At 58.0% G+C, this 18082-nt stretch carries 15 protein-coding genes; 2 read left to right on the top strand and 13 right to left on the bottom strand.

Going from position 1 to position 18082, the window contains the following annotated elements; all coding sequences use genetic code 11:
- The first annotated feature begins 72 nt into the window (after positions 1-72).
- Positions 73-480: an acyl-CoA thioesterase gene (locus tag CLH62_RS01525; protein WP_099616393.1), complete on the top strand. Its 408-nt coding sequence runs from the start codon at positions 73-75 to the stop codon at positions 478-480.
- 11 nt (positions 481-491) lie between these two features.
- Here the strand turns inward: CLH62_RS01525 and CLH62_RS01530 are convergent, their stop codons facing one another.
- The 3 genes from CLH62_RS01530 to CLH62_RS01540 all read right to left on the bottom strand — a co-directional run bounded on the left by CLH62_RS01530 (position 492) and on the right by CLH62_RS01540 (position 7478).
- The gene (locus CLH62_RS01530) at positions 492-1613 is read right to left on the bottom strand and encodes a beta-ketoacyl-ACP synthase III (RefSeq protein ID WP_099616394.1); all 1122 of its coding nucleotides are present in this window, start codon (positions 1611-1613) and stop codon (positions 492-494) included.
- Positions 1614-1744: 131 nt separating this feature from the next.
- A complete protein-coding gene (gene hrpA / locus CLH62_RS01535) occupies positions 1745-5680 on the bottom strand; it encodes an ATP-dependent RNA helicase HrpA (protein WP_211285629.1) in 3936 nt (1311 codons plus the stop codon).
- A gap of 121 nt (positions 5681-5801) precedes the next feature.
- Positions 5802-7478, bottom strand: a complete 1677-nt coding sequence (locus tag CLH62_RS01540; RefSeq protein ID WP_099616395.1) for an AMP-binding protein — start codon at positions 7476-7478, stop codon at positions 5802-5804.
- A 188-nt stretch (positions 7479-7666) separates the two neighbouring features.
- Between CLH62_RS01540 and CLH62_RS01545 the strand changes: the two genes are divergently transcribed.
- Positions 7667-8152, top strand: coding sequence for a MaoC/PaaZ C-terminal domain-containing protein (locus CLH62_RS01545; protein WP_099616396.1), 486 nt, complete (start codon positions 7667-7669; stop codon positions 8150-8152).
- Positions 8153-8201: 49 nt separating this feature from the next.
- Here CLH62_RS01545 and CLH62_RS01550 read toward each other — a convergent pair whose 3' ends face one another.
- The 10 genes from CLH62_RS01550 to CLH62_RS01595 form a co-directional block, all read right to left on the bottom strand.
- Positions 8202-9194, bottom strand: a complete 993-nt coding sequence (locus CLH62_RS01550; protein ID WP_099616397.1) for an AgmX/PglI C-terminal domain-containing protein — start codon at positions 9192-9194, stop codon at positions 8202-8204.
- Positions 9187-9675 carry an ExbD/TolR family protein gene (locus CLH62_RS01555; protein ID WP_228152742.1) on the bottom strand — a complete coding sequence of 163 codons (489 nt, stop codon included), beginning with the start codon at positions 9673-9675 and terminating at the stop codon, positions 9187-9189. Before CLH62_RS01555 ends, CLH62_RS01550 begins: the two co-directional genes overlap by 8 nt.
- Complete coding sequence (locus tag CLH62_RS01560; RefSeq protein ID WP_099616398.1) at positions 9672-10202, bottom strand: ExbD/TolR family protein; 531 nt, start codon at positions 10200-10202, stop codon at positions 9672-9674. Before CLH62_RS01560 ends, CLH62_RS01555 begins: the two co-directional genes overlap by 4 nt.
- Positions 10203-10211: 9 nt before the next feature.
- Positions 10212-10871 carry a MotA/TolQ/ExbB proton channel family protein gene (locus CLH62_RS01565; RefSeq protein ID WP_099616399.1) on the bottom strand — a complete coding sequence of 220 codons (660 nt, stop codon included), beginning with the start codon at positions 10869-10871 and terminating at the stop codon, positions 10212-10214.
- Positions 10872-10898: 27 nt separating this feature from the next.
- Complete coding sequence (locus CLH62_RS01570; protein WP_099616400.1) at positions 10899-11249, bottom strand: hypothetical protein; 351 nt, start codon at positions 11247-11249, stop codon at positions 10899-10901.
- A complete protein-coding gene (locus tag CLH62_RS01575; RefSeq protein ID WP_099616401.1) occupies positions 11250-11729 on the bottom strand; it encodes a tetratricopeptide repeat protein in 480 nt (159 codons plus the stop codon).
- Positions 11719-14538: a tetratricopeptide repeat protein gene (locus CLH62_RS01580; RefSeq protein ID WP_099616402.1), complete on the bottom strand. Its 2820-nt coding sequence runs from the start codon at positions 14536-14538 to the stop codon at positions 11719-11721. The genes CLH62_RS01575 and CLH62_RS01580 overlap by 11 nt, the downstream gene beginning before the upstream one ends.
- A complete protein-coding gene (locus tag CLH62_RS01585; RefSeq protein WP_099616403.1) occupies positions 14535-15977 on the bottom strand; it encodes a hypothetical protein in 1443 nt (480 codons plus the stop codon). The genes CLH62_RS01580 and CLH62_RS01585 overlap by 4 nt, the downstream gene beginning before the upstream one ends.
- A gap of 6 nt (positions 15978-15983) precedes the next feature.
- Positions 15984-16532 carry an AraC family transcriptional regulator gene (locus CLH62_RS01590; protein WP_228152743.1) on the bottom strand — a complete coding sequence of 183 codons (549 nt, stop codon included), beginning with the start codon at positions 16530-16532 and terminating at the stop codon, positions 15984-15986.
- 359 nt (positions 16533-16891) lie between these two features.
- The gene (locus CLH62_RS01595; RefSeq protein WP_099616404.1) at positions 16892-18070 is read right to left on the bottom strand and encodes a vWA domain-containing protein; all 1179 of its coding nucleotides are present in this window, start codon (positions 18068-18070) and stop codon (positions 16892-16894) included.
- Between the last annotated feature and the right edge of the window lie 12 nt (positions 18071-18082).

Here is an 18082-nt window from a genome sequence, read left to right on the forward strand (position 1 = left end):
AATTCGTCTCGATTCGTCAAAAATACCGGCGCTTTTCTTATCATTATTGAACCGTTGTTCCGGAGGAACCCGATGTCAGTACCGGGAAATCTTGTAAATACAATTACCATGCCTCTCCGCTGGGGAGACATGGACGCCTACGGCCACGCCAACAATACAGTCTACTTCCGTTTTTTCGAGGAAGCGCGGATTGTGTGGCTGGCGTCACTGGAACTCGGCGGTCCCGAGGAGCCAACCGGCCCAGTTATTATAAAGACCAGTGCCACCTTTCTAAAGGAATTGAATCATCCGGCAACGGTCGAGGTGAAAACATACGCTGACAAGGCAGGCAACACCAGCCTCGATACCTATCATTTGCTGACAGATGCCGAAACCGGCGCCGTATATGCAGAAGGCTATGCAAAAATTGTGTGGTTTGACCGGGCAACCCGTTCATCTGCGCGGTTGCCAGATACCCTGAGAGCACTGGCAACCGGGTAACGCTGCCGAACCTATCGGCGGCGTACCACTACGCTGCCGATGGAATAACCCGCACCGAACGAGCAGATAACGCCAAGATCGCCACTCACAAGATCTTCCTTGTGCTTGTGGAACGCAATGATCGAGCCTGCAGAGCTGGTATTGGCGTACTCATCCAGAATAACCGGCGCCTCATCTTCGTTGGCGTCACGGCCCAGCACCTTGCGGGCAATCAGCTGATTCATATTGAGGTTGGCCTGATGCAGCCACATGCGCCGAAGATCGTCCGGTGCAAGCGAGAGGCTCTGGAGCTGGTTCATAATGGTCTCAGCCACCAGCGGCGAGACTTCCTTGAACACCTTGCGACCCTGCTGGACAAACAGCTTGTCAGGTTTGCCAATGCCGGATTCGTCCGCACGGTTCAGGAAGCCGAAATTGTTCCGGATGTTATTGGAGAATTTCGTCTTCAGGCTGGTGCCGAGAATCTCGAACCCCTGCCCTGCGCGGGTATCCTCTTCCCGTTCCACAAGAATCGCGGTGCAGGCGTCACCGAAAATGAAATGGCTGTCCCGGTCCCGGAAATTCAGGTGGCCGGAGCAGATCTCCGGGCTCACCACGAGCACGGAACGGGCACTGCCGTTTTCCACGGAATTCACGGCGGCTTGCAGGCCAAAGGTGGCCGAGCTGCAGGCCACGTTCATGTCATAGGCAAACCCGTCGATCCCCAATGCTTCCTGAACTTCGATGGAAATCGCCGGGTAGGCGCGTTGCAGATTCGAACAGGCGACAATAACGGCATCAACGTCCTGCACGGACTTACCTGCCTGCTCCAGAGCTTCGCGGCAGGCTGCCACGGCCATTTCGCATTGAACGGAGGGCTCTTCGTTATCGCGCTCCGGGATGTAAGGCGTCATGCGCTTCGGGTCAAGGATGCCATCCTTGTCGATGACATGACGGCGCTTGATGCCGGAGGCTTTTTCAATGAAGGCAGAAGAGGATGGCTGCAATGGAGCAACCTCGCCCTGGGCAATGGCGTCTGCATTCTCCGCATTAAACAGTTCGACGTACTGGTTAAAGGCTTCCACCAGTTCGTCGTTATCGATGGTTGCTGGCGGTGTGTAGAGACCGGTCCCGCTAATAACGGCTTTAATCACGCTAACCCCACGTCATGATAGTGAAAACAGGATGTCAGGAAATCCACTGTCAGAAATACTAACACAGTCTCCGGGTTTTGCCCGCCGGGAATCGGTCAGCGGCACCTGATTGGTGCGGGTCTATCGGCGCCTTAAACCCTGGTCTTCTCCCACTGCCGGTCCATCCGTTTTACCGATACCGTCATTACCGTGCCCAATTGTTGGGCAAAAAACGATACCCGGAACTCCTCGAGCATCCACCGGTACAGCACCAGTTCCGGGTCCCGCACACCCTGGCGCTGCTGTTCGTCCCGCTTTACCGCATACCGTGACCAGAGCGGCTCGATGGTATGCAGGAACTCGCGCTCGCGGCCCATCTCCCGGGGCATCTTTTCCAGTCGGACCAGGGCAGCCTCGAAGTAGCGCCCGAATTCCGCCAGCCACTCCGGTGGTGTCTCTACCAGGAACCCCGGATAAACCAGGTTCTGCAACTGGAACTTCAGGTCCGCCATACTATTCGCCAGTGCCAGGTTAATCTTTCCTTTCAGCTGCTTGGCCACTTTCTGGTAACCGGACATGGCCTGGAACAGCCGTTCGTCGGCCAGTTCGAGTGCTGGAATGAAATCGCCCCGATGCCTGTCAAACATCTGGTCGAAGTCATCGGCACTTCTGGGGATACCTTCGATGAGAAAATGCTGCATGGCCGTCGCCAGCAGCAGGTCGTCCAGCAGAACCTTCGCCTGGCCCACCGGGGCAAACATCAGGGCGGATTGCCGGAAACGCGGAAGTTTGCGCTCCAGATCATCCAGGGTCCTGCCGAACCGGTTGAGAATCAGACGGGCAACCGCTTTGCGGGTGGTATCCTCTGCCGTCAACCGGTCCAGGCAACGAATCTGCCGGACCTGTTTGCCGAGGTCTTCCAGTGCCGGATAGACCGTTACCTGCATTCCGCCTTTCTCGGTCTGCACCTGTTCGGGCAATTGTCCGAACTGCCAGTCGGTATACTCACCCACCGGTTCTTTTGAGGAATTTTCACTGGTTGCCGAAGCCAGCGCCTCCTCTGCCCGGCCCTCAAGCTGCCCCTGCAGCTCCGTGGTATCCCGGCTTTCGGCAATCGCCTTTCCACCATCCCCCATAACCCGGAGGTTCATCCGCAAATGCCTGGGCAATTCCGCCTGGGACCAGGCCTCCGGGTCGATTCGCACGCCAGTCATCCGGCGCAGTTGTGCGCCCAGCTGCAACGCCAGCGGCTCATTGGATGGCTGGAGATTGGCCAGTGCGGCATCAACAAAATCCGGCACCGGCACAAAATTGCGCCGCAATGCCTTGGGGAGCGACTTCACCAACGCTATGCATTTCTCCCGTAACAGCCCCGGCACCAGCCATTCCAGACGACGGGACGGAATCTGTTTGAGCGCCATCAACGGCACCTGAAGGGTAACGCCGTCCTGTTCACTGGTGGGTTCGAACTCGTAACTCAACGGGTAGCGCACACCTTCCCACTCCAGGTAATCCGGGTACAGATCCGCCGCCTGGGCGTCGACCGGGCGCTGGAGGATGTCTTCTTCAGTCAGCTCCAGATCCTTCAGCTGCTCTGCCGACAGGCCTTTCCACCAACTCTCGAAATGGCGCCCGCTAACGATATCCGCCGGCAAGCGCTCATCGTAGAACGCCACCAGCACTTCATCGTCTACCAGAAGATCCCGCCGCCGGGTTTTCTTTTCGAGATTTTCAACCGTATCCAGCATTTCCCGGTTACGGGCAATGAATGGCGCCCTGGACCGGTAATCACCCTCGACCAGCGCCCGTCGAATGAACAGATTCCGGCATTCGGCCGGGTCCACTTTGGCGTAGGGAATCCGCCGTTTGGCCACGATATCCAGACCGTAAAGCGTCACCTTCTCGTAGCCCATCACCTGGGCCCTTTTCTGTTCCCAATGGGGCTCAAAATAGTGGTGTTTGACGATGTGACCAGCCAGGGGCTCAATCCATTCCGGCTGAATGGACGCCACCACCCGGGCAAACACCCGGCTGGTTTCGACAATCTCGGTGGCAACAATCCACTTGGGGCCGGTTTTGGACACCTTGGAGCCGGGAAAAATCATCACCTTCCGGTTGCGGGTGGCCAGGTATTCCTTTTTCTCGACCTTGACAGCCACCTGCCCCAGCAGGCCGGCCAGAATAGACTTGTGAAGTGATTCGTAGCTCGCCGCATCCTTGTTCACCGAGAGCTTCTGTTCACGGCAGATCAGGGTTAGCTGACGGTGGATATCCCGCCATTCCCGCATTCGCATCCAGCTCAGGAAGCTCTTCTGGCAGACCTTCTTCATCTGGTTCTGGGACAACTCCTGCCGCTGCTCCTCATAGAAGTTCCAGACATTCAGCAGGGTTATAAAATCCGATTCCTTGTCATTGAACGGAGCGTGGGCCTGATCGGCGGCCTGCTGTTTGTCCTGCGGACGCTCACGGGGATCCTGAACACTCAACCCGGCAATAATCACCAGGGTTTCCGACAGGCTGCCAAGGTCGGCGGCGGTTACCAGCATTCTGGCCAGCCGCGGATCAAGCGGCAGGCGGGCCATGGTTCGCCCCAGTTTGGTAACACGGCGTTTGTCATCAACTGCCCCAAGCTCTTCCAGCAGCTTGTAGCCATCGTTGACCTGCCGTTTGTCCGGCGCTTCCAGAAACGGGAACTGCCGGATCTCGCCAAGCCCGGAAGTAGCCATCTGCAGGATAACGGAAGCCAGATTGGTGCGCAGGATTTCCGGATCGGTGTATTCCGGGCGATTGATAAAGTCGGTTTCGTCGTAAAGCCGGAAGCAGATGCCCGGCGCTACACGACCACACCGACCGGCTCTCTGATTGGCACTGGCCTGGGAAACGGGTTCTATCGGCAACCGCTGGATCTTGGAACGAACGCTGTAACGGCTGATCCGGGCAACGCCGGTATCGATCACATAGCGAATACCCGGCACCGTCAGGGAGGTTTCCGCCACGTTGGTCGAGAGCACAAGACGTCGGCCCTTGTGGGACTGGAACACCCGGTTCTGCTCGGCATTGCTCAGGCGGGAATACAGCGGCAGCACTTCAGTATGCTTCAGGTCGACATGGCGAAGAACCTTGCTCAGGTTCCGGATTTCCCGCTCGCCGGGCAGAAACACCAGAACATCGCCGGGGGGCTTCTTTTCGCTACGCTCATGCTGCTCGATTTCGTCCAGGGCACTCAGTACCCCGTCGGTCCAGCCCTGATCCCGGTCATCTTCATCGCCAGTCAACGGCCGGTAACGGATATCCACCGGATAGGTCCGCCCACTCACTTCGATCACAGGGGCCTTGTCGAAGAATTCGCTGAACCGGTCAACCTCGATGGTCGCAGAGGTGATGATGACTTTCAGGTCCGGCCGCTTGGGCAGGAGCTGGCGCAGGTAGCCAAGCAGAAAGTCGATGTTGAGGCTGCGCTCGTGGGCTTCGTCGATAATCAGGGTGTCGTAGCGATCCAGAAACCGGTCGTGCTGAACCTCCGCCAGCAGGATACCGTCGGTCATCACCTTGACCCGGGACTGCTCCGAGGTGTTATCGGTGAATCGCACCTGATAGCCGATCTGCTGGCCGACCTGTTCGCCGATTTCCTCTGCAATCCGGGCCGCCACACTGCGGGCGGCAATACGGCGGGGCTGGGTGTGGCCAATCAATCCCCGGATACCCCGGCCACTGTTCATGCAGATTTTCGGAATCTGGGTGGTTTTGCCGGAACCGGTCTCCCCGGCAATGATCACCACCTGATGGTTTTCGATGGCCTCCCGGATATCGTCCACCCGCTCGGAAACCGGAAGACCCTCAGGAAAGCTGGCCGGCTTGTGTAAGGCGTGGCGCTGCTGAACTTTCTCAAGCCCACGCTCCAGCCAATTGGCCATTTTTTCCAGGTCCTTCTGGCCCGGCTTGCCCTTGGTACGGGCAACGGTTTTGACGATGCGTGCCGCTTCCTGCTGGTTACAGGCGTCCAGCTGCTCCATCATGGCCTTGACGGCGGCTTCGCCATCGGGCTTGAGGGTCGATGTTCTGGGCGTATCGGAAGTGGTGTCTGTCATTGAAGTGCCGGAATTGCGCTCACTCGGATCGGGTTTGGCGACAGTCTATCGGGAAAGTCCGGTTCTTAAAAACGGAAAACCCCGCCGAAGCAGGGTTTTCCTTTACGAGCCTGGAACTGGCTTACTTGTTATTGGCCTCGTCCCGCAGTTCGCGCCGCAGAATCTTGCCCACGTTGGTCTTGGGCAGTTCATCGCGGAATTCAAAGTGCTTGGGCACTTTGTAAGCTGTCAGACGCTCGCGACAAAACTCCTTGAGTTCGTTCTCGGTCACGCCCTCAGCAGTCGGCACCAGGTAAACCTTCACCGCCTCACCACTCTTGGCATCGGAAATACCCACGGCGGCACACTCGACCACCTTCGGATGGCTGCTGACCACATCCTCAATCTCGTTCGGGAACACATTGAAGCCCGATACGATGATCATGTCCTTCTTGCGATCGACGATACGGATGTAGCCGTCTTCCTGGATCAGGGCGATGTCACCAGTGCGCAGGAAACCGTCCTCAGTGAAGGACTTCTGAGTGTCTTCCGGGCGTTGCCAGTACCCGCGCATAACCTGAGGGCCTTTGACGCACAGCTCACCGGGCTCACCTAACGGGGTTTCATTGCCCTCTTCGTCCAGGGTCTGAACGAGGGTGGAAGGAATGGGCAGGCCGATGGTGCCGATCTGGATGGCACTGGGAGGATTAAAGGTCACCACTGGCGACGTTTCCGTCATACCGAAGCCTTCGCAGATCTCACAGCCAGTTACCCGCTGCCACATTTTCGCAGTGTCGGTGGTCAGAGCCATACCGCCGGAGGAGGTAAGCTTCAAGTTGCTAAAGTCCAGGTCCTGGAATTCCTCGTTGTTGCAAAGCGCTACGAACAGGGTGTTGAGGCCCAGGAATGCAGTGAACTTGTGATTTTTCAGCTCCTTCACAAAACCCGGGATGTCTCTGGGGTTCGGAATCAGAACGTTGTGGGCACCAGCCTCAAGCATGATGCCGCAGTTCAGGGTGAAGGAGTAAATGTGGTACAGCGGCAGAGGCGCAATAACAACCTCCTGCCCCTCGACAACCATACCCTCCATCATCGGGCGGGTCTGCAGCAGGTTTGCCACCAGGTTGCCGTGGGTCAGCATGGCGCCTTTGGCCACGCCAGTAGTGCCGCCGGTGTACTGAAGAACAGCGATATCGTCCTGCTTGCAGTCAATCGGCGTGAACTTTTCACGGCCACCGGCACTGAGTACCGCCGGCAGTTTATGGGCCTGGGGAAGGTTGAACGGAGGCACCATTTTTTTGACATGCTTGATCACCCCGTTCATCAGGGTGCGCTTGATCGGCGAATGCATGTCGGCAATTTCAGTTACGATGACGTGCTCAATGCCGGTGTGGGGTAATACTTTTTCGGCGTTCTCGGCCATGTTGGCCAGCACCACCAAGGCCTTGGCACCGGAATCGTTGAACTGATGCTCCATTTCCCGCGTGGTGTACAAGGGGTTGGTGTTCACCACAATCAGGCCGGCACGCATGGCGCCAAACACAACCACCGGATACTGACCGACGTTGGGCATCTGAACCGCGATACGGTCGCCAGGTTTCAGGTCGGTCTTGTTCTGTATCCAGGCTGCAAAGTTGCGGCTCTGGGTGTCTAGGTCACGATAGGAGAGCGTTGCGCCAACAGCGGAGAAGGCAGGACGGTCAGCAAACTTTTTAACGGCCTGCTCAAACACATCCACCATGCTTTTGTATTTGCTCAGGTCGACCTCGCGAGGTACGCCGGCGGGGTACTTGTCCTGATAGAACTTCTCAAAATCCATCACCATCTCCTGTTTGGCGCTTTTGATTGTAATGATTTACCGATGTCAGGTTGATCAAAAAATCAACCCTACAAAAGTATCAGCCTCAAAAAAGTGGGGAGAGAATAGCAGTTTTGTAACCGATGAGGTAGTTTTCGAGGTTCTTACCCGAACACCTGTACTTAAATGGCAACCGTGCGGAGCGCACCATGAGCGATACCCTTGATACTCTTGAAAATATTACCTATGACGAGCTGAACGAGGGCGATACCGCCACCTTCACACGCACCCTTTCCGAAGACGAACTGGTGCTGTTTGCTGCGGTCTCCGGTGATGTGAATCCGTTACACCTGGACTCCGATTTTGCCGCTGGCTCCACGTTCAAGGAACGTATTGCCCATGGCATGTGGAGCGGCTCCCTGATCTCGGCAGCGCTGGCAACGGTAATGCCGGGCCCCGGAACCATTTACCTGGAACAAAGCCTGTCATTCAAACGCCCGGTGAAGCTCGATGACACACTGACGGTTAACCTGAAAGTGCTGCGCAAGGAGCCGAAGAACCGGGTCGTTGTCGCGTGTGATGTGCGGAACCAGAATGGCCAGAAGGTGGTCTCCGGCGAAGCCAAGGTTATCGCGCCGACGGAGAAAGTTTCCCTGCACAAACCCCAACTGCCCAAAATCACTATTGAAAGCTGATTCACCCGGGGACAGCGCACCGCTGTCCCCTCTGGCACCTTACTTCCGGTCAGCCGGGCAGGAAATCAATCGGGAACCGCACTTTGCGGGTCTCGACCTTGTCGGCACCAAAGTGGAACAGTCGTACCCGCATGGCGATTCTCTGCTCCAGGGAAGGATGCTCCAGTTCGGAGCTGACAACTTCACAGGCGGAAACCGAACCATCCGGTTCGATCACCAGCTCCAGTAATACCTTGCCCTCAAGCGTTGGGTCCTGCCGCAACTCCCGTCGGTACAGGGAGTAAAGCGCGGTTTTCTGGGCGTCAAATACCTTGCGAATATTGCTCATGGCACGCTCACCCACTGACGGCCCGGAATCAGCAGGCTTCGCAACCACGGCACGGGCCTCCTCAACGGGCGCTGCGACTTTCCTGACCTCGTGTCCGGCCACATTAACCGATGTTTCCGGGGTCACAGCGTCTGTAACCCCGCCGCTGCCACTGAGCACCCTTTCCGAATCCCCTGGGGCAACGTTGCGAGCCACGCTATCGGAATCTGTGTTCGCCACAAATTGCCTGCCTGGCGCCGGTTCGGGCGCCCTGAGCGAGGCCAGCCGGTCTTTCATCGCCAGCAGCCCGGACCGGGATGCCTTCTCCCTCGCCTGCTCGGTGGTTTGCTGCGGTTTGGCCGGCTGGGCAACGGTGGGCTCCGGCCGGGGTGCGGGTTTCGGTTCAGCTTTTACGGGTTCGGGGGTCGGCTTTTCCGGTTCTTTTTTCTGAACCTCGGGTTCGGGCTCCGGTTCTTGTTCGACCGGCTCTGGCTTGACAGGCTGAGGTTCCACAACGGGCTTTGGCTTCTCCACAAGGCGCGCAAGCCTCGGTGCAATTTGCTCGGCGTCACTGCGTTCAATTTCCGGCAGGTCCAGTGTCGGAATCAAAAATGCCGGAGGCAGTAACAGTGCCAGCATCACCGCGACGATGGCACCAAACCGGAGATTCTCACCGGTATCCCGGCTCCATGGCAGCCCGGCGGATTGCGCCGCAGGAGAAAAGGTATCAGCCATTGCGAGCCTCCCCTTCCACCGCAAGCCGAACCTGTCGGTATTGCTCGTCAACACAAGTCTGCATCACTTTCCGGAGCAGCCGGTAATCGGTATCACGGCCGGCCATGATGGTAACCGCCAGTCCCTCATCGGGGAGCTCGGGCCAGCGGTTACGCCGCCAGGCCAGTTCCTTCGATAAACCGGAAATATGGGTATCTCCTGTTTCGATGCCGTCCAACCGGGCCACTTCATTGCCCTGAACGAGAATTGAGTTGCCGGTTACCTGCACCGTGAGACTCTCTTCGGCTTCCTGCTGTGCCGTCGATTTGGGCAGAGTCACATCGGTGGTGTTCTGCATGACCTTCACATCGGAGGAATTCACCATCAGGAAGAAAACCAGAATGGTGAAGATGTCCATGAGCGAAACCAGATTCAGGCCACCCGGCTTGTGCATGCGGCCACGGTGCCGCTGGATCCTGCGGGCCTTTCGCGATTTCTTCACACGCCCTCCCCGGATGCTTTCCTGTTAGCGGCGGCAAGCTGGCGATTCTCCGGAGCATCCATCAGGGAAACATCCGGAAAAAGCTCGCCCTCAACCACACTGGCCGCGACCACGGCCGGGTAAGAGCGAACCGTATCCATGGCGGTGACCAACGTCTGGTAATCGATATCGGGGCCAACTTCCAGCACCACATCGGTTTTCGCCGGCACCCGGTTTTTCACCTGGCGAAGGACGTCACGAAGCGCGTCAAAATCCTGTGCTCCCTGATTTTTCGGCAGCACACGGATCAGCCCCCGATCGCTGTCAGCAATTTCGATGCCCTCCGGAATCAGTGTTACCACTAGGCGAAACTCATCCGCTTCCGGAGCGTCGCCGGCCTCCATTCCCGGAAAGTTCAGTTCGATCATGCGGACCTGGCTGAACACCATGCCCAGCAACAGAACCGGCACCAGAACGATCATGAGGTTCAGAAAGGCAGTTATGTCCAGCTCCGGCGATGTACTCAGCCTGCGGTGTCGGCGTCTCATGGCATCAACTCAGGCTGCGGATGGCCGGGAGTGCGGGTTCGAAACAGGATCAGAAACAATGTTCAGTAGTTTCACGCCAGCCATTTCAAAACTGTCCACGATTTCGTTGGTGCGGGTTTGCAGCACGGCATGGAACATCAGCAGCGGTATCGCAGACATCAGCCCGAATGCGGTGGTATTCATGGCAACCGAAATACTGCTGGAAAGCAGGCTGGCCTTTTGGGAAGGGTCTGCGGCGGCCACTGCGGTGAAGGCGGCGATCAGACCGATGATGGTACCCAAAAGTCCCAGAAGAGTGGCGATGTTGGCCAGGGTTGCCAGGTACTGGGTGCGTTTTTCCAGCCGGGGAAGGACTTCCATCAGACCTTCCTCCATGGCGTATTCAATATCTTCCCGCCGGCTGTTGCTCAGCAACCGGCCAATGCCTGCACCCATGATGGCGGCAATGGCACTGTCCGAATTGCTGGCCGCTTTCATGGCCCGCTGGTAATCACGCTTCTGCAACAAGGGCAGGATACCCCGCTCGAAGGCCGCCCGGTTGCGCCGCCTGACTCCGGAGAGGTAGAAAAACCGTTCCAGGGTAATGGCCAGGCCCAGCGCCAACACAACGGCGATGGGGTACATGAAGGGGCCGCCTTCCTGGAAAAAACGTACGATGGTGTCGAGCATGATTGTTCTCCCGTTGTTACTGCACAGTCATGGCTGAGTCCCCGAGGAGCTGGGAATCAGGGGGCTCAGGATCAGGGGGTTAAGGGTTTCACGAAACAGGCGATGCCTTTCCAGCGCCACAGGGTCTGCCGGCCGCATCAGTTCTGGCGCCGTATCATCCAGCTTTGCCCGGGGGCGTTTTGGCAGGCTCGGTGCCCGCCAGGGCAATATGTAAAGCACCCGAGGCTCATCCTCGCCAAGACTGGCCGATATGCCGTCAACGCTCAGACGAACGGTGTCATCCGGGCTCGCCTCTGCACGGACCGGAGCCAGCGCGATCAGTCCGGCCACAACGACTGACAACACACCCGTTGCGGTTTTCTGCAGGTAGTTGCGCATCTATTGCAGCCTCCGTTCCAGGTCGGCAATCCATCCGGTGACGAGCGTGTCGTCTTCCTCCGTCAGTGCCCGATAGCGGTGGTAGTGAATCAGCGCCTTGTCGAGTTCCAACAGATACAGTTCCGCAATCACGGCCAGGTTGTAATGCAGCTCGGCAACCTCCGGCGAGTTCGAAATACCGGTCTCCAGAAGCTTTGCCGCTTCGGCAAAGCGGTGTTGATCTTTCATTACCAGGGCCAGATTATTCACGACGACCGCATTGCCCGGGTCCAGCTCAACGGCCTTCTGCCATGCCTCGGCGGCGGCATGCCTGCGGCCCTGTTCCAGAGCCAGTTGCCCTTCCCTTGCGAAGCTTTTTGCCAACTCCGGGTTCGCCTGCACGGGTTCGGGCTCTTGAACCGTCTGCCCGGCGCAGCCTCCCAGCAGAACAAGCAGAAGAGTCCAGGCCAACAGGCTCTTCAAGCAGCCATTACGCACCATCACCAGCCTCCATGTTCCAGCTCAACCATTTCACCTTGCGCTCGTAGCGCCCCGGATGCAGATCGGCCAGAACACCCAGGCTGCGCCCAATCCATGCATCGTATCCCCGGGAGGTGATCCGCCGATGGTTCTCGGTGTGCAGCCGAATGGCCTTCTCTTCAAACGGATAGGCTTCCTCTTCCAGCAGCATTTGGTATTGCATGGTCTCCAGCTCATTCAGGTCCGCGGGCACTGATGACGCCATAAGGTCCCGGGCCAAACCCCGATACAGTTCCGCACGGCGATAAAGGGACTCAGACAACACCGCCTCTCCGCCAAGTGCCTCGGCATCCAGGAATCGTTGACGCGCGGTTTCCAGCGCGCTTTGCTTACGTGCCAGCGAGTCTTCCAGGGGATGGGTCAGTTCAATGCTGGTGAAAACGGCAGCGGCGCGGGCACCGAGAACCAGCGAAGCGCGAGAAGCCCACTGCAGGGTGTCCGGGCTGTGCCACGGGCTGTCCAACTCCGCGCGGACCATGGCTTCCCGCCAGTAATCCCCCTCAACGCCTGATTCCATAAGGCGGTAACGCATGGTCTGAAGTTGCAGGTGGCCCGGACCATCCTCAGCAACGATGCCAGTGGCCAGATAGTCCCGGTAAAGGCCATTGCGTTCGGCGACATTACCAGCTTCGTGTAGCAGTTCGGCGGCTCTGAGCCGAAGCTCCCAGGGATCAGGTTGGCCTTCAGCCACCAGGAGGAGTTCTGATGCGGCCAGCGCTGGCTGCCCCGATGAAACCCAGGCGTGAACCAGCTTATCGCTGATGCCCGATGCCAGCTCATGCCCCGGGAAGTCCGACCGGAAACGTTCAAGATCTTCAATTGCCCCGGGCCAGTCCGACGCTTTGAGCAGGGTGTTGGCGGCGTCGTAGCGGCCCTTGATGGCAAGATCTGATCCCGGCAGCACGGAACCGACGCGACGGAAGTGTCGGACCGCCTCTTCGATCTTGCCATTGGCCGCGGCCCGCTCGCCTTGACGGTACACCACCGTGGCCAGCTGTTTGCGGATGCTTGCTATCTCATCAGCCCCTACCGGGTTGTTGGGGAGATTCCCGATGTCGCTGTTTTCCGCGAGCTCCAGAGCCTGCGTCCAGGCCCTCTCTGCAAGACCGTATTCATCCTGTTGCTGTCGGACTTTTGCGGTTACCTGCCATGCTGCATAACGTTCCCGGGGCGAAGCTTTCCCACGGGTGATGACTCTGGCGCTGTAATCCAGAGCGCGCTGGTGTTCGCCTGCGGTGAGCCAGCGGTCAGACAGATCTGCCATCAGGCCGGCACTTCTGGCATCGCCGGAAAAACGTTCGGCAAACCGATCGGCTTCGGCAGAAACTTCCTCAAGCCCCGGGGTGAATCCCTGGCCCGTTCGCCGACCATCAAGGCCTTCGCGTAGCAACGAAACGGCCGCCCATCCGGCATCAGCCGCCTCGTTGTAATTCACCTCATAGGCGGCGCGCCTGAAGTTCGCCAGTGCCTCGGGAAACTGACCTGCCTGGAGCCGCGCGTCACCCGCCAGCCGAAGGATTTCACCAATCCGGACTGAATACCGGGCAAGCCCCTCGTAATACCCCGCAGCCAAAGCAAAAGCCGCCTCGCCGATGGTAACATCGTTCGTGTTAGCCGAGTTTGTTCCCCGGTTATACTGAAAGTCCGCCAGCATCCGGCTGAAGCCTTGCCATTGTTTCTGCTCGCCCGGGTTGAGGCGATCGTAGCCGGCGTCGGTCGCGAAACGTGCAACGAACTCGGCCCTCGCGCCACGAACCCGTTCAGGCTGGCCAGCCCGCTGCCAGACATCGACTAGCTGCAACAGGAATGCGGGAACCTTGGCGTGATCCGGCGCGTAGTGAATAAATGCCTCGTTGACGGCAACGCTGGCTTCGGTCTGCCCCTGGACAGCGTAATAATCCGCGAGCCGGTCAAACAGCAGATGCGCCCAGGGCCGCATCCGGCTCTCGTCCAGCCAGGAAATCAGAGTTTCAGGACCACGTTTTCTGGCCGCCATCAGGGCAAGCACGCGGAAGGTGTCATCGATAGTGTCGACACTCGATTCGTTAACATTTTCCAGGCTTTGGGCGCTTGGCAGAAACTCGTCCAGAACGGTGACGAAGGTATTGGCTGCCCGGTCCCAGGCCCGGGCACCCTGCTTGAACTGACTCCAGCCCAGCATATATCGGGCCTTGGTGCCGAGTTCGCCGTTTTCGCCGGATTCAACCAGAAGCTGATAACCAGTTTCTGCCTCTGCGTAGCGACCGGACGCAAAGGCGGACTCCGCAATCCGGAACCTGGCCTCTGGCACCAGCGCCGAATCCGGATAGAGGCCGACCAGCTGTTTCAACCGCTGAATGGAATCCTCATGGTTGCCTGTCAGGGCATGGGCCTTGGCCATCTGATAGAGCAACTCATCAAGCCGCCCGCCAAAGGAGCCCCGTTCCAGGATCGATTCGTAGCTACTGATGGCCTCGCGGTAAACCTTCTGTTCCTCGGACGGAGAGAAGCCGATGTCCGCACCGGACTTGTCGCGAATGTTACTCAAGCGATTCAGGGCATCAATCCGCACCTCCGGCTCATCCGAGTTCAGGAACAGGCGATGATAGCGACGTGCCACTTCCGAAGCCGAAATCGCCGGCATGGGGCGGGACTCGAATTTCAGAAAAACGGGGCGCATGTCACCGATGGTTTCGCCATCACGCCCGAGGTCGACCCGGAAGGACTCCTGGGCCATCACCGGTGAGAGGAAACAAAGTGCGGTGAAAAACGTTGGAACCAGTCGTCTCATGGCCGCCCCTCCCCCGCTTTGTCTTCGGAGAGATCGGCGTCGGCAAGACTCTGCAGAGCAAGGTATTCGTACAGGTGGGCTATCTGTTGTTCGGTTTTATCGAGGGCGAATGCCATCTGCTGATCCCGGCTGGCAACGTAATCGAGGGCCAGTTTGTCCAGAGCCTCCTCGGCTTTCATTCTCAGACGATTAACCGAGGAGACGAGCGCGTCATTCCTGCTCTTTAGCGCGAGAGACTGATAGCGCAGCTGCCGAAGCTCCTCCGGTCGCCCGGATGCCCGATGATCGAGATTGGCCAGCCAGTCCTGGGTATCCGCCAGGGTTTGCGCCAGACTGGAGAGCCGGCTTTTGTCAGCGGAATCCGCCGCTTTGGCCGACAAACGCTCGATCCTGTCCCTGAGATCAGCTCCCTGGCTGGCGAGTGCTGCTGTATGTGCGCTAGCAGTTTGCCGCTGAATGTTGGCGATCTGCTCGGCCAGCGCACTGTCGAAGATTCCCAGATCCCTCTGGTAACCCGCAAGCCTTGCGGCCATCGCTGCCAGAGCGGCGACCCGCCCCGCGGCATGCTGGGCGGCTGGCTGCTCCATGAAACCCAGCAGATAGGCCATGCGTGGCTGGGTCAGTGTGCGGCTGTCCGCCAGGAACCAGTCAATCCCGGTTTCCCTGGCATCTTCCACCAGTGTCTTGTAAGCCCCTTGGTCCCGGATTTTTTCAGCCAGTTTGCGCAGGGTTACCCGCTCGCTTTCAAAGGCTGCGTTGGCTGCGAGGTAGGCTTCACCGGCCTGCCCGAGGTAGCCAGAGAGATCGTATCCCCGGCCCATACCAATCCAGGCGTCCGCAACACCCGGGTAAGCCAATGGGTATTTCCTGGCCCGGTGCCAGCTCTGCATGGCGGCCCGGTGGTTGCTCCGCTGCGAGAGTGCAAGGCCATGAAGATAGAGCGCCCTCGGTGTGTTGAAACTGTCCAGTGAGACTTTTTCCAGAAAACCGATCGCTTTCTCGTACTCCCCGTGCTGGTACGCAAGGTAGCCGGCGCGGACGAGCAAACGGTTGCGAAGCTGGTCACGGCGGGCGGAGTCCTCGTCGCCTTCCAGCATGGCCAGGGCGACCCTCAGGGCAACCAGGGCACGGGCAGGGTTCAGGTCTTCCCTGGCATAATCGGTAGACAGATTGAGGTAACCCACAGCGGCCCAGTAGCCTTCTTTCATTCCGGCAAGGACGCGCCCGGCATCGTCCGTCTTCCCGCTCAAACGAGCTTCCTCGGCATCCCTATAAAGCGATTGCTGGTGGTTGTCGCCCAGGTTCACGCCCACCCCACTGGCCTGCCTGAATTCTTCCAGGCCATCCCGGATATCAGCGGGTAATACAGGTGCGGCAGACACCGTCAGTGGGTTGATGATCAGAAGCGATAAAGAAATGCGCAGGAGTCGAAAGGTCATGGCAACCTACTTCCACTCAACAAACGAAACCCGGGGTTCATAGTCCGGTGCACGTGCCTCCAGACTCATCTGTAACCGGAGGGTACCCGGGCGCTTCTGAAAACGGTGTACCGATTCGCGGCGAACGAAATCATCATTGGCGGAGCGGGCAGTTATAACCGTTTTCAGCTCGTGTTCCCCGTTCTTGAGATTGCCGGTAAACAGTTGCTGAATCCCTCCGCGTTCGAGGGAGGCACGTTCTCTTTCGGTATAAAGATGTGAAGCAACTGGCTGGCCGTTTACGAACAGCTCCACCGAATCAAGATCAAGCGCGTCCCGGCTCTGGAGCGTCAGAAAAACCGCCAGCCGGGTATTGGCGGGATGCAGCAGCTTCTGTTCAAGGGCAAAGACGCTGGCAGAGTGCCCGGCAACCTCGGCGCTCAGCGTCTCTATTTCCTCATCCAGCTCCGTGGCAGCCTTTGTCGCAGCGGGCAGCAGCAATAGCAGAAATAGCCAGCCGGTGAACGCTCTGTGTTCCTGAATCCGGCGTTTTTGTGCTTGTTGTATGCCGAACATAAGCCTCCTGCCTTTGTAACCCATGCAAACTTCTGTAACAGATCGGCAGAAAGCGTAACACTTGGTAACCGCCAAGAACGGTATCCAGATCACCAATTGGAAAACAGGGAGTGAAGAGAAATAAGGAGGAGTGTTGAACTGAAAGTTCGGAGAGTGTCGAGTTATTTAACAGAGGCAGAAATGGTCAGGGCAGCCGGGCCACTGAAACCGAATCCCGATACCACCAACCAGTTGATTTTATTGCTTCTATTTTAACTGGCCCTGTAATTGCTCATTGGAAGGCGACGGGAGCGCCTAACAGGCAACCCCCGTTTGATATGCCGAGCTTTGCCGATGCCCTCAACCGCATCGGCTTTTTTTTATTTGCTGAGTTGCTTCATGGCCGATTCAAGGCCCTCAACGGTAAGCGGGTACATGTGATCGTTGACCAGCTGCCGGGTCATGGCCAGTGAGCCGCCATTGCCCCAGTAACTTTCGGGCAACGGGTTGAGCCAGACCACCTTGCGGAAGTGATCGGAAATGCGCTGGAACCAGGTCGCGCCCGCTTCCTCATTCCAGTGCTCGATTGAGCCGCCCGGGTGGGATATCTCATAGGGCGCCATGGTGGCATCACCCACAAAGATGACTTTGTAGTCCGGCGTGTATTTGTGAAGGATGTCCCAGGTGCTTATGGTCTCGTTCATCCGGCGGACATTCTTCTTCCAGACGCTCTCGTAAACGAAGTTGTGGAAGTAAAAATATTCCATGTGCTTGAACTCGAGACGTGCCGCCGAGAACAACTCCTCACAGACACGAATGTGCGGGTCCATCGAGCCGCCCACGTCAAAGAAGATCAGCACTTTCACCGCGTTGTGACGCTCCGGCACCATCTTCAGGTCCAGGTAGCCGGCATTTCGCGCGGTAGAACGGATGGTGTCGTCCATATCCAGCTGGTCAGCCGCACCCTGGCGGGCAAACTTCCTCAACCGCCGCAGCGCCACCTTGATGTTACGGATACCCAGGGTAACGCTGTCGTCGAGGTCTTTGTATTCGCGCTTTTCCCAGACCTTTACGGCTCTGCCATGGCGGCCGCTCTTCTGGCCAATCCGAAAGCCTTCGGGATTGTAGCCATCAGCGCCGAAGGGCGAGGTACCGCCGGTGCCGATCCACTTGTTGCCCCCGGCATGGCGTTCCTTTTGTTCTTCCATGCGTTTCTTGAACGTGTCGATCAGCTCCTCAAGACCACCGAGAGAGTCGATCTGGGCCTTCTCCTCCTCGGACAGGTGCTTTTCGAACTCAGCCCGCAGCCATTCGTCCGGAATCAGCGCCTCCAGCAGGTCATCCAGGTTCTCGATACCCTCGAAATATGCCTGGAAGGCCCGGTCGAACTTGTCAAAGTGGCGTTCATCCTTTACCAGGCAAAGACGGGCCAGGTAATAGAATTCTTCCATATTGGCAAAGGCCAGCCGGTGCTGCAGGGCTTCCAATAAATCCAGAAACTCCCGCAAGCTGGCAGGTACCTTTGCGCGCCGGACTTCAAGAAAAAAATCAATCAACATAAAACGTGACTC

The sequence above is a fragment of the Marinobacter guineae genome (assembly GCF_002744735.1).
Taxonomy (GTDB): Bacteria; Pseudomonadota; Gammaproteobacteria; order Pseudomonadales; family Oleiphilaceae; genus Marinobacter; species Marinobacter guineae.

Coding starts and splice junctions, on each gene's coding strand:
- CLH62_RS01525 (WP_099616393.1), top strand. CDS start 73: ATGTCAGTACCGGGAAATCTTGTAAATACAATTACCATGCCTCTCCGC.
- hrpA (WP_211285629.1), bottom strand. CDS start 5,680: ATGACAGACACCACTTCCGATACGCCCAGAACATCGACCCTCAAGCCC.
- CLH62_RS01540 (WP_099616395.1), bottom strand. CDS start 7,478: ATGGATTTTGAGAAGTTCTATCAGGACAAGTACCCCGCCGGCGTACCT.
- CLH62_RS01545 (WP_099616396.1), top strand. CDS start 7,667: ATGAGCGATACCCTTGATACTCTTGAAAATATTACCTATGACGAGCTG.
- CLH62_RS01550 (WP_099616397.1), bottom strand. CDS start 9,194: ATGGCTGATACCTTTTCTCCTGCGGCGCAATCCGCCGGGCTGCCATGG.
- CLH62_RS01560 (WP_099616398.1), bottom strand. CDS start 10,202: ATGAGACGCCGACACCGCAGGCTGAGTACATCGCCGGAGCTGGACATA.
- CLH62_RS01565 (WP_099616399.1), bottom strand. CDS start 10,871: ATGCTCGACACCATCGTACGTTTTTTCCAGGAAGGCGGCCCCTTCATG.
- CLH62_RS01570 (WP_099616400.1), bottom strand. CDS start 11,249: ATGCGCAACTACCTGCAGAAAACCGCAACGGGTGTGTTGTCAGTCGTT.
- CLH62_RS01575 (WP_099616401.1), bottom strand. CDS start 11,729: ATGGTGCGTAATGGCTGCTTGAAGAGCCTGTTGGCCTGGACTCTTCTG.
- CLH62_RS01580 (WP_099616402.1), bottom strand. CDS start 14,538: ATGAGACGACTGGTTCCAACGTTTTTCACCGCACTTTGTTTCCTCTCA.
- CLH62_RS01585 (WP_099616403.1), bottom strand. CDS start 15,977: ATGACCTTTCGACTCCTGCGCATTTCTTTATCGCTTCTGATCATCAAC.
- CLH62_RS01590 (WP_228152743.1), bottom strand. CDS start 16,532: ATGTTCGGCATACAACAAGCACAAAAACGCCGGATTCAGGAACACAGA.
- CLH62_RS01595 (WP_099616404.1), bottom strand. CDS start 18,070: ATGTTGATTGATTTTTTTCTTGAAGTCCGGCGCGCAAAGGTACCTGCC.